This window comes from Brunnivagina elsteri CCALA 953 (assembly GCF_002289455.1).
In the GTDB taxonomy this organism is placed as follows: Bacteria; Cyanobacteriota; Cyanobacteriia; order Cyanobacteriales; family Nostocaceae; genus Brunnivagina; species Brunnivagina elsteri.
This window is the reverse complement of record NZ_NTFS01000205.1, coordinates 1-12,004: the sequence shown is the minus strand read 5'-3', so window position 1 is coordinate 12,004 and position 12,004 is coordinate 1. Positions and strand designations below refer to the sequence as shown.

At 38.1% G+C, this 12,004-nt stretch carries 12 protein-coding genes; 4 read left to right on the top strand and 8 right to left on the bottom strand.

The features are described 5' to 3' along the window. Window positions 1-85: 85 nt before the first annotated feature. Together CK510_RS17680 and CK510_RS31860 are read right to left on the bottom strand one after the other, a co-directional pair. A complete protein-coding gene (locus CK510_RS17680; RefSeq protein WP_095722956.1) occupies window positions 86-1,135 on the bottom strand; it encodes a response regulator in 1,050 nt (349 codons plus the stop codon). 228 nt (window positions 1,136-1,363) lie between these two features. Further along, window positions 1,364-1,534, bottom strand: a complete 171-nt coding sequence (locus CK510_RS31860) for a hypothetical protein (protein WP_158224926.1) — start codon at window positions 1,532-1,534, stop codon at window positions 1,364-1,366. A gap of 931 nt (window positions 1,535-2,465) precedes the next feature. On the opposite strand from CK510_RS31860, the gene CK510_RS17675 reads away from it, so the two are divergent. The 3 genes from CK510_RS17675 to CK510_RS17665 all read left to right on the top strand — a co-directional run bounded on the left by CK510_RS17675 (window position 2,466) and on the right by CK510_RS17665 (window position 4,827). Continuing rightward, entirely contained in the window at window positions 2,466-3,392 is a 927-nt protein-coding gene (locus tag CK510_RS17675; protein WP_095722958.1) for an RluA family pseudouridine synthase, read from the top strand. A gap of 46 nt (window positions 3,393-3,438) precedes the next feature. Then, a complete protein-coding gene (locus CK510_RS17670) occupies window positions 3,439-4,074 on the top strand; it encodes a Uma2 family endonuclease (protein WP_095722955.1) in 636 nt (211 codons plus the stop codon). Window positions 4,075-4,467: 393 nt separating this feature from the next. Next, window positions 4,468-4,827 (top strand): hypothetical protein, encoded by a 360-nt coding sequence (locus tag CK510_RS17665; RefSeq protein WP_211293221.1) that lies wholly within the window; start codon window positions 4,468-4,470, stop codon window positions 4,825-4,827. Window positions 4,828-4,931: 104 nt separating this feature from the next. Here the strand turns inward: CK510_RS17665 and CK510_RS17660 are convergent, their stop codons facing one another. From CK510_RS17660 to CK510_RS17640, 5 genes are all read right to left on the bottom strand, one after another. Further along, window positions 4,932-5,513, bottom strand: a complete 582-nt coding sequence (locus tag CK510_RS17660) for a pentapeptide repeat-containing protein (RefSeq protein ID WP_095722954.1) — start codon at window positions 5,511-5,513, stop codon at window positions 4,932-4,934. A 487-nt stretch (window positions 5,514-6,000) separates the two neighbouring features. Further along, window positions 6,001-7,275, bottom strand: a complete 1,275-nt coding sequence (locus CK510_RS17655) for a PAS domain-containing sensor histidine kinase (protein ID WP_095722953.1) — start codon at window positions 7,273-7,275, stop codon at window positions 6,001-6,003. Beyond that, entirely contained in the window at window positions 7,272-9,122 is a 1,851-nt protein-coding gene (locus CK510_RS17650; protein ID WP_095722952.1) for a CheR family methyltransferase, read from the bottom strand. Before CK510_RS17650 ends, CK510_RS17655 begins: the two co-directional genes overlap by 4 nt. Then, complete coding sequence (locus tag CK510_RS17645; protein ID WP_245912195.1) at window positions 9,109-9,744, bottom strand: chemotaxis protein CheB; 636 nt, start codon at window positions 9,742-9,744, stop codon at window positions 9,109-9,111. Before CK510_RS17645 ends, CK510_RS17650 begins: the two co-directional genes overlap by 14 nt. A gap of 464 nt (window positions 9,745-10,208) precedes the next feature. After that, a complete protein-coding gene (locus CK510_RS17640; protein ID WP_095722950.1) occupies window positions 10,209-10,742 on the bottom strand; it encodes a tetratricopeptide repeat protein in 534 nt (177 codons plus the stop codon). A gap of 273 nt (window positions 10,743-11,015) precedes the next feature. On the opposite strand from CK510_RS17640, the gene CK510_RS17635 reads away from it, so the two are divergent. Beyond that, window positions 11,016-11,633 (top strand): toxin-antitoxin system YwqK family antitoxin, encoded by a 618-nt coding sequence (locus tag CK510_RS17635; protein WP_095722949.1) that lies wholly within the window; start codon window positions 11,016-11,018, stop codon window positions 11,631-11,633. 20 nt (window positions 11,634-11,653) lie between these two features. Here the strand turns inward: CK510_RS17635 and CK510_RS17630 are convergent, their stop codons facing one another. Then, window positions 11,654-11,965, bottom strand: a complete 312-nt coding sequence (locus CK510_RS17630) for a DUF3593 domain-containing protein (protein WP_095722948.1) — start codon at window positions 11,963-11,965, stop codon at window positions 11,654-11,656. Window positions 11,966-12,004: the final 39 nt, after the last annotated feature.

Sequence of the window (12,004 nt, the reverse complement as noted above, 5' to 3'; positions counted from 1 at the left end):
ATATTAAATTGACTAAATAAAAGTAGATAAATTTTAAGTCAATTATTGAGATTAATTAGTTATATTTTTAATCTAGGTTTTTATCCTAAACCTCTAAATGATGAAAAATTATTTTGAGTAAGTCTGCTTGTGTAAATGGTTTAGTTAAATATCCCGAAGAACGAACCATTTTTGCTTTTGCTCTATCAATAAAACTCGTCCTCGCTGTCACCATAATTACTGGTGTATTCCTAAAATATGAGTGTCTTCGTAATAGAGAACATAACTCATATCCATTTAAATTCGGCATTCCAATATCTAATAAAATTAAATCGGGTTTGACACGTATAGTCAGCATTAAAGCTTTCAAAGGGTCATTAATACCAACCACCTCAAAGAACGAATCATCTAAAAAATATTTAATTGCATTGATAACAGTGGGGCTATCATCGATACACATTACTTTATAAATTTGTTTGTCATTTGCTTGCCTTGATTCATCTCGATTATTATTACCATCAACATCTTTTTTAGCTGATTCAGACTCACTTTTTACATCATTTGTTGCGTAATTTCTGGATTCTGCTGATTGTTGTGATTTTTCTTGAGTCGAGTAATTTTGGTAGTCATTTGTGGTTTTTTCCTGGCATTTTTCAACTAATGAATTTACATCCAAGTAACAAAATTTTGGCATTTTATCGATAAAGCTTCCACCAGTAAATTCATAACTTCCTTCTTTTAGATGTAGAAATGTGTCTAAAACTTCTAATGAAATTTCTTCCACAAGGATTTTCGCTTGATTGAAACTAAGATATTTTTGATTTACTAGCCAACAAATTGCTAAATAATCTGGACTTGGAATTGCTTGATTATCGATAGCAGTCTCAAATATTGCCCTTAACTTTTGGTATGTTTCCTGATTGAGAGTAGGAATATGTTTACTGAATAACTTCAATTTCTTATATAGTAAATCAAATGCCCTATCTGAATAACTGGCATATACTAACTTCCCTTTTTCAAAGTAAATAAGCCAAGAAATTGAAGCACTATAAACTTGCAAGCAACCCGTCTTTGGGGTACTTGTGACCTGATTTAAAATAAATAGTGGCTGTATCCGTTGAAAAAATCTATATCTACCAATGGGGATTGTTTGCATAGAAAGATAGTAAGAAAAAAGTTTTTTAGTTAATCCAATTAAGATAGCTTTTGACTTGATTTCATAGTTTTTAATATTGATTTAAAGTTATATTCAAACGAATATTAATTGACTAGAATTTCGTTTGTAATTAGCTTTGTTTCGGTTTCATTATTCTTTGGCTATAAAAACTAGAAGAAGTCAAAAATTATGGCTAGTTAAATGTTGAACCCACATAACCTAGATAACCTAGCAAAGAGTATATTTATCGTCAAAGCCTTCGATAATTTTGATTTGAAATACACAAAAATCTGTTAAAACCATAATCCCTAGCAAGAGAGACTCCACTGCTAATCGAATTAATATAGCAATGCGATCGCTTTGATAATTGACTATCTTAAAATCAGGTGTCCTCTTCATATTTCCCAGAAATAAGGTTGATTTTGTAACAAAGCTTCACCCCAGTGGATTCTAATTCCCATCTTGAGTTTTTGAGGGTAAATCTCAACAAGTAGAATCAATATCTGAAAAAACTCTTTTATATCAGTTATTTTCAGTCATTTGGTAAATTGTAAATAGGGTACTTATATTCACATTACTACAAATTATCAAAAAAAAATAAAAATAAGTAACTATAATTATGAAGATGTCAAGAAACTTCTTGTCTTCTTAATTAGAATTTACCGTAATTAAGTAGTAAAAAATATAACTTGTGTTTATTAAGACTAAGAACTACTCCTCTGCAATTCTATTACTTATAGGCTATTTACAAGTTATTACGGCTGGTTTAGAAGTTTTGAAAAAAGTTTTTTCTTCTGTAGGGAATAATATTTATGCATATATTATACATATTCATAAATTAGACAGATAGACATCAGTTAGCTGTGGGGGAAAACTCTCTCAGAGAAGAAAGTCATACAGGGCTGGATATATCTCTTGTGATGTCTAATTGTCTGGTTACTGAGCAGTTGTAAAGAGGACATTTGCATAACCACACTCATTTACTTGATTATGGTTTTTCTTATCAACCTCAAGCATTTTGTGGCAAAAATTGCGATCAAATCTTAATTCTTGTATAAATATTCTCTTCCGGATTTTTTGAGAGAATTGATTATAAATTTAAACTCGTCAATATCTCTAACTGTTTTGAGAGGAATTTAGAGATTAGAGTCGTCTGTAGGAAAGCTTGTTCTCACTGTACGATCAACATTGTGCGATAATGTTGCGATACTGGCATATGCTTGATTGTTGTAGCTGGCTGTTAATATCAAGTAATATCAAGCTCACACAAAAATCAATTCCGTAATTTGCCTAAACAACGGAGAATCCAATCAAAACTATAGTGAACGAAATTAACTTATATAACTTATATGTGGAAGATAGCGGAGAACGGATAGACCGCTACCTTGCCGATGAATTACCAGAATTATCGCGATCGCGCATTCAAACTCTCATCGAAAAAGGCTGCATCCAACTTAATCATAAACCTTGCGCTTCCAAAAAAATCGCCATCAAAGAAGGCGACCAGATCACAATCACCATCCCCGAAGCAGAACCCCTCCAACTCGAAGCGGAAAATATCCCCCTAAGTGTCCTCTACGAAGACGAGCAACTAATTATACTTAATAAGCCTGCGGGGTTAGTCGTCCATCCCGCACCAGGACATCCCAACGGCACGTTAGTTAACGCATTGCTGGCACATTGTCCCAGTTTACCAGGAATCGGTGGTGTACAGCGTCCGGGAATCGTCCATCGACTCGATAAAGATACCACGGGAGCGATTGTCGTCGCCAAAACCGAACAAGCGCATCAACATCTACAAGCTCAACTCAAAGCCAAAACCGCACGTCGTGAATATTTTGGTATTGTTTACGGAGTTCCCAAAACCGAAAGCGGTACAATTAATTTGCCTATTGGCAGGAATCCAAGCGATCGCAAAAAAATGGCAGTTGTCCCCATCGAGAAAGGTGGACGGGAAGCCATAACTCACTGGCAGATACATGAACGTCTCGGTAACTATACCCTCATACTATTTCAGCTAGAAACCGGACGTACCCATCAAATCCGCATTCATAGCTCCCAAATTGGTCATCCCATAGTTGGCGACCCATTGTATAGTGCAGCACGTTCCATCGGTGTAAATCTATCAGGTCAAGTACTCCACGCATGGAAATTAAAATTACAGCATCCCCTAACTGAAGAGTGGGTAGAAGCGATCGCACCATTACCAGAACAGTTTGTTAAATTATTGGAAGTTTTGCGAAGACGGAATAGTTAGCAATCCCATGTAATACTACAATTCAAAAAGGGAAAAAAATATTGCTATGGTAGCAACACAGCCACTTGCGGAGACTAGAACCCAACTTCAAAATATTACCTGGCAAACCTTCAAAGCAATGCTGTCGGAAATGGGTTCAGAACGTAACAATCGAATAGCCTACGAATTAGGGATTGTAGAAATCATGACTCCACTAATGCCGCATGAAAACTCCAACCGTTTAATTGAGGTTTTTGTTGGAGTAATGTGTGAAGAATTGGGGTTAGAAATTAAACGCACTGGTTCGCTGACACTAACCAGAGATGACTTAGAACGGGGGGGAGAACCCGATAGTAGTTATTACATTCAAAATGAGTCTTTGGTACGGGATAAGGAAAGTATAGACTTAGAAAAAGACCCACCACCGGATATAGTACTTGAGGTTGAGTATTCGCGATCGGCAATTAATAAAGTAAATCTGTATGCAGCGATGGGGATTCCCGAATTTTGGCGGTTTAACGGTAATGTGCTACGAATTTACACACTTTCAGGCAAAGAATATACCGAAGTTCAAATCAGTCCAACTTTTAATCCAATCCTAGTAAAAGAGATTCCTCGGTTTATTCAACAAGCTAAAAAGAATGGAGAAAATACCACAACCCGCGAATTTCGTACTTGGGTTAAGCAACAAATCCCATCCTAATAGAGCTTGCTGAATAAAGATTGTAGCGATTCTGTACAGTCGAGTGGTCAAAAAGCCATATATAAAGTGTTTTTGCTTCTGAATTCTGAATTCTGCTGTATGTTGGGAACTTGGCAGATATAAATCGAGTCTTTGCCCTAGACTTGGTATACTCAATACTAAATTTTCACATTTGTTGATTGGTTGATACTCAAAATTAAATCAGGTAAAAAATCAGCCTAGTTCTTACTCTTCAAGGGCTACAAGCCAGTAATTAATGTCAAAAAATACGTATTATGTACGTAACATCCATGACATAATTCACGGATTTGTTTAAAATCTACTGAGCAACAGCCAACTGATGTGAAAATATTGAAATTCAACCTTCTCCAATCAATTACCCCCTTAAAGTAAATGAATCGAAAATTTGCCCTCATATTTTTTTCTAGCCCTGCATTGTTCGCTTCGATCGTGTCGATGGTGATGACAACTCAACCAGTACGAGCTAGCGAAGTCATTCAACAAGGTTCCTTGACTTGTATGCGATCGCCCCATTCAGCACAGCATAAATTTGTCTGCGAACGTCGTAAAAATTCGAGTACAGTAGCTGCTGCAAACCAGGATTCAACAGTAGAAGTGGCTCCCGATAAAGTCGCAGAATTGAACTTTACTGACGAGGAAAGCGATACTGCGATCGCATTATTCGGTTGCGATTGTCCTTCTTGTCTAAATTCCCTGCGTCAAATGCGGGGGATGACACAAATGGCTGTTTAATGGTTGTTTAATCAATTTAAACAACGGTAGAGACGTTCCACTGGAACGTCTTTAATCATTTGTTAAATCATTTGTTAAATTTTCACCCGATGGATATGCGATCGCTAAACTGAAACTAAACTAGCGAATTGTAGTTCTACTTCACAATAATCTGCGTCATCCAAATTGGTTCTCGACAAAATGGCTTTATCTAATTTGGCGTTCCACAAATCCGCTTGACTCAGATTCGCACCAGTCAAATCAGCACCCGACAAATCCGCACCTGTTAGATTTGCATTACTCAAATCAGCATAACGCAGGTCTGCACCCATTAACTTTGCTCCGCTCAAATCGGCATCACTTAAGTCTGCAAGTCGTAAATCTGCTCTAGTTAGGTTCGCTTGATGTAAATCCGCATTTCTCAAATTTGCCCTAATTAAATTAGCCCGACTTAGATTCACTTTCACCAGGTAAGCTTTACTTAAATGCGATCGCCACAAAATTGCCTTTGTTAAATCAGCCTCGCTCAAATTAACAGAGCGTAGGTTGGAAGCCGATAAATTAGAACTTACCAAGCAAGCTTGAGCTAAACTCGCTGCGGTTAGTTGCGCTTCAATCAAATTCGCACCTGCTAAAGAAGCTTGAGGAAAATTTCTCTCTCCACTCGCATATAACTTCATTAACTCGTTTGCGTCTGCTAACTGCATGAGCTTTAAACCTGGTGTGTGAAACTGGGATTATTCCCAACTGTGGATGTAAGTAAAGGAAGAGATACATAATTTTACAATCAAATAAAATTTGATTAACAATTTGTAACTCTTTTAAGAATGTCCTCCAAAAAACTTGGTTTATGGCTATTTCTTTCTAATAATTTAAGCTTTTACTCAGTTTTCAGCTTTGGAATGGGCAGAAATCTTTGCCTTCCTGTTTTTATTCGCTATGTAAATCTAAAAAATGGGTATCGAATTTTACACTAAAAACGGTTAAAAGTTTTGTAGTTATTTAGGTTGGATGAAGGCTTTGCGAAACCCAACTATGTTGCTGTTAGAGTAAGCCACAAAATGAATGATCCTGTGTTGTCATGCTGAGGAACGAAGCATCTACGCGAGATTCTTCGTTCCTCAGAATGACATTGGGCATTTCTTTCTGTGGAGTTCTCTTACTCAAGGGTTTTCGGCATTTTCCCTATAAATCTCAATCATCTGATATTGGCAGGGTAATAGTTACAGTAGTACCAATACCTAGTTCACTATTAATCACGATCGCACCTTTTAATAAATCGACTATTTTTTTGACTATTGCTAAACCGAAACCAATACCGGGAAGGAAATTCACAACATTTTTAGCTCGATGGAATGGTTCATAGACTCTAGATAAGTCTTCTGGAGGAATACCCATACCTGAATCTTCAACTTCAAGGATAATTTGGTTATCTTGCTGATGTAGACTGAGTTGGACTATACCGCCATTGGGAGAATATTTGATAGCATTACTAAACAGGTTATCTAAAATGATATGCAGCGTTGTTGCATCCAAACAAACCCAAGGTTCAGTTAAGTTGCAATTTAATTTCAGTGTATGTAAATTATCACCTTTGGGTTGATGAAGCGCGATCGCACTTTCACAGAGTAGCTGTAAATTAATTTTGGTAGAATTTGCTTTAAGTTCGCTTAATTCAGTTTTGTATAGTGATATCTGTTCCAGCAACCGCAGCATTGATTGAATCGCGGTTCTAATGATTTGGAAACATCTGACTCGTGTATCTTGACTAATTGCCCGATCGTAACCTTCCAGTAAATCGACTGAGGTTTGGACAACAGTCATTGGTGTGCGGAATTCGTGGGAAATTGTTTTAATATAGCGCGATCGCAATTCTTGGAGTTCTTGCGGTGAATCGACATAATTGACAAAATTCATTGATTGTGGTATGTCATCAATGTCGCGTAATAACCAACGCCAACCAATCATTTGTTTTTGACTATCATAAACAGGAGTAACAGCTACAGCAGCTGGAAATACTTCTCCAAGACGGGGTTGAATTTCGATTTGCCAATGTCGATGCTGAAGTAATTCCTCTGGTTGGCTAAGTTTATTGTGGAAGGCTCTACGCTCTGCTTGACTGACAAAGAGAACCAAGGGTTTGCCCACCAAAAAATCTTTTCGCACTCCCAAGAATCCGGCTGTAAAACGATTCGCTTGTTGAATCACCCCTTGGGTATCAGTTACTATGTAAGCATCAGGAGCAAATTCAAATAATTCCCAATAATTTTGTCGTTCTAATTCTAATTCCTGTCGAGTTTGCAGTAATTCCTCATGTTGAACGGTGAGTTCTTCTAATACTACTGCCAATTCCTCTAGGGCAGATGCGAGTAATTCCGGTTCCAATAACAATTGATTCGTATGCTGCGACAAAATGCTCACTCTTTTTTGAGCATTCTGAAGCCTTACGTCCACCAGACTACTAGTCATGATTCTGCCTCCTCCATAACGAGGATTACACCCTGCCGTTCTCCTGTTGTGCCGATTAGGGGGTTACAGGTGACTCGACAGCGAAAACTTCGACCCCGACGATTCGTTGCATCTACCTCCAACTCTATATGATTATCTCCAGCAATACAAGCTCGGATGGCTTCCCGTAGTTTCCCCACAGGTAAGCCAATATCCAAATTAAAAAACGATTGTCCTTTGACTTCTTCGGTTCGCAATCCCCAAAGGTTCTCAGTTTCTTGATTCCAACTGAGGATGCTAAATTGGGGATCGATGACAACTACCCCAGCTTGAATGCTTGCGAGAACGGATTGGAGGAAAGCGTTGAGTTGGTTGAGTTCCTGGGTACGCTGTCGTAATTCGTCATTAATAGTTTGTAATTCTTCGTTAGTGGAATGGAGTTCTTCGTTCATCGTCTCCAATTCCTCGTTAGTGGATTGTAATTCTTCGTTGGTGGTTTCCAATTCTTCGTTAGTGGATTGTAATTCTTCGTTAGTAGTTTCTAGTTCTTCGTTACTGGATTGAAGTTCCTCGTTGGCAGTTTCGAGTTCTTGATTTGCCCGTTGTAGTTCTGTTTGCAGGTTGTGGAAACTGGTAACATTTTCAAAAGTAATGGCAATCCCTAGCAAATCGTCGTCATTTTCCTGTAGGGGAGTTAGTTGCACATCCAGATATTGGATGTTGCCATCGGGGAGATTGCGAACCACATCAGAAATCATAATTGGATGACGATCATTATATACTTGCTCAATACGCGATCGCAATTCGACTGGACGATAGGAAATTTCTAAATCTCGGAGAGGATTGCCAATATTTTGCAGAGTGATACCAAACATTAACCTTGCAGGCAAATTCGCGACAGCTAAGTTCCCAGCACAATCTACCACTAATTGGGCGATGGGCATGGCATTGAGGGCAGCTTCCCGTAACCGCACATGGACAGCGAGACGATTGCTAGCTTCCTCATCACCAGTTTGCGCCAAAACCAGTAAGCGATCGCGCATATTTACTTTGGCGACTTTGGCAAAGATGCGGTGTTGTAAACTCAAAGGAGTAAACAGATTACTATGGGTAAGTAACATCTCTGCTTTGCCCAGAAATAAAGCACCTGTGGGATTGAGGGCAAAATGTAACCTTGCCAAAATTCTCGTTTGAGCATCAGCATTAAAATACATTAAAGTATTGCGACACACCAACAAATCCAAACGGGAAATGGGAGCATCCTGCATCAAATCATGACGACCAAAAATTACCACTCGACGCAAATCTGCCCGAAATACTAGGCGATTTCCCATCGGTTCAAAATACTTTTCTTGCAGTTCTTGAGGAACAGATTTTACTTGTTGGTGGGTATAACTAGCACAACGAGCTTGGGCTAAAGCATCTTCATCCATATCTGTTGCATATATTTTCACCCGTTGGCGAAATTGACTAGCTCCCAAAGCTTCTGCCAAAATCATAGCTATGGTATAGGCTTCTTCCCCCGAAGCACAACCAGCACTCCATACCCGAATTGGTTCATCTGCCGCTTTGTCGCTGATAATTTGCGGTAAAATCTGGTTGCGGAGATAATCCCAAGCGGAAGCATCACGAAAAAAGGCAGTAACGTTGATTAAAATTGTATTTAAAAGCTCAACAAACTCTTCTGGATGAACTTCCAAATAATCCAAATAATCACCAAAAGATTCAACTTCCCGCGACTGCATTTGTTTGCGAATGCGTCGCTCCAAAGTCGAGCGTTTATAACCTGCAAAATCAAAACCTCGTGTCCGTTTTAAATAATCCAGCAGTGTTTCAAATACCTTCTCATCTTCATTACTCACCAGCATTATCTCCCATTACCAAGGTAATTAAAGCTGTAGCAATTTCCGATAATGGTAAAATTTGATCTACTACCCCCGTTCGGATAGCAGCATTAGGCATTCCATCAAACTCACAGGTGTTACTATCCTCCACAATCACAGTTCCACCCTTTTCCTTAATTTTCCTAACTCCCATTGCTCCATCTACACCTGTCCCTGTTAGAATAACTGCGATCGCACCTGACTTATAACTATCTGCAACCGACTCAAACAGCACATCCGCAGAAGGACGGACAAAATGTATTTCCTCCGATTGAGTCAATTTTACATGACCCTGACTAGTCACCAGTAAATGATAATTAGGTGGAGCAATATAAATCGTTCCGGGATTCATCAACTCTTTGTCTTGTGCTTGTTTCACTTGCAACTTAGTGCGTCTACTCAAAATATCCGCCATCATCGAGCGATGTTTGGGGTCAAGGTGCTGTACGATCGCAATAGGCACAGGAAAATTTGCAGGCAAAGTAGAAATAACCTCACTCACTGCCTTTAACCCTCCCGCAGAAGCTGCGATCGCGACAATCCCGAAGTGAGTATCAGCAAGATGATTGGGGTGAATTTCTTCTACTTCTGAAGGTAATTTTTCCACAGCGTTTATTAATAATTTGTACATTAAATAATTTAATAATTATTATCTTCTGCTAGTTTGAAAAAGCTAAGGAACGAGGATTTATTATTAAAATACAATTCTTTGTAGGTTGGGTGGAGGCTTTGCGTAGGCTGTTGACTTTGATGGAATTTTCACGCTTTTGACTCATACAACTTTGGTGTCCTCTCTTGTTCCCAGTCCCTGGCTGGGAATACTATTTGCGAGGAACCCTGCCTCGATTCAGGAGGCGGGAGCCTTCCTATATGAGTTCCCACGCAGAGCATGGGAACCAGTTCGACCTTCTCGACATGATTTTAGTATGAATTTATACGACCCAAAAAACTACAAAGTCAACAGCCTAGGCTTTGCGTAACCCAACATAAATCTACACACCTTCTATTTTAGCGATCGCATGTTTGATAGAGACATTTTCTGAAACATCTCTATCGACTTGCACAGATTTCTTATAATTGCAGCAAACTTTCAGCTTCCTGCAATTTTGCCCTAGCAACATCTAAACCAGGAGATAATTCCAGCGCTTCCTTGTAATATGCGATCGCTTCTTCCAACTTACCCTGTCGCTGCAAAATCTCACCCAAACTCGCATAATACTTACCATTTTGCGAATCCAACCCGATTGCACGACGGATATTAATCATTGCCCCATTATAATTTTGAGCATTTGCCAAAACCATACCCAAGCGATAATAAGCATCACCATCCCTTGTATTAACTGCGATCGCTCCTCGACAAGCAGCAACAGCTTCCTCAATCTTCCCCTGTAATTCCAGTGCTTGGCAGAGGTTTTTATGTGCAGTTATATTCGTCGGATCGAGTTCAATAACCCTTTGCAACATCCGTTCAGCTTCCGACAATTTGCGTGCATCGAGTGCCAACTGTCCATTTTGCAACATATTATCGATAATATTTGCAGAGGCAGGTTGGGCGACAATCAAAGAAAAGCCTATTAAAAATGGGAAAAATCGATGTAATTTCATAGATTTGATACTGAGTGTAAAATTTTAATTTTAATTACCTATTCTCAGTATTCCCTTTTCCCAAAATTTAATTGCAGCTTCCCAATATACTATGGGATTTTTTATTCAAAGGATGATATAGGTTTGAATGCGACATGCTGATTGTATTAAGCTCTGCTTATCGCAAATGCTAATGTATTTCATGTATTATAAAAGTAGTATAGTTTTTTCCAAGTAGCTACTAAAACCAAACAAATCCAGTTTCTGAAATAAAAATAATAAACACAAATTTAAATGATTCCAACAAATGCGATCGAGGAAATAAACGAATACTCAGAAAATAACATCAAAAAATCAGCATATTATTTTGTCAATGGTGAAAAAATTGCTTATCGTGTTTGGGATGGCAATCAAATATGTATGGAATACGGGATAAAAAACGAAAAAATGCATGGTTTATTTCGTACTTGGCACGATAATGAAAATTTGTGCGAAGAAAGTTTTTATATTGATGGTAAAGAACATGGAATTAACAAACAATATGATTACGAAGGTAATTTAATTGGTAGCTACGAAATGCATCACGGTACGGGAGTTGATTTGTGGTATTCAGCAAAAGGTATTATATCAGAAGAAAGACATTTAAAAGATGGAAATCGTCATGGTTACGAACGATGGTGGAATGAAGACAACAAGACTATTTACCAAGAACAGCATTTTCAAAATGGAATAGAACACGGAATTTATCGAAGATGGAATCATAAAAATTCCCTTTGTCGTGGATTTCCTCAATATTATGTGAATGGCGAAAAAGTGAATAAAAAGCAGTATTTAAAAGCTTGCAACAAAGATGTCTCTTTACCTAAGTTTCAAACAATATATAATCAGAATTATCGCGAATGTACATTTTAAGCCTCTCCCCTTGTATTGCACTATCCTTTTTGTGATTCCGAAATTGATTTTTTCTTATCCATCACAGCTTGACGAAAACCCAGCACAATTAAAATATTAGTCAGCGTCAAAAAAACTTCAGCACTACCGTGTAACCAATCAACATTTGCTAAAGTGTCCCCATAATGAACTAAAGCATAAATGCCCGCAGGAATCGTCACAGCGACAAAAACCAATGTTCCATAAAAGCCATACAAAGCCAACTTAGGCATTTGTCCGGAACGAGTAATAAACCACAAAAAACCGAGATAAGGAAATAAAGAAAAGGCAAATAAAGCTTCTTTAGAAATCATTTTTATAGATTGTAAATTTTGGATTCTAGATTTTTAGAC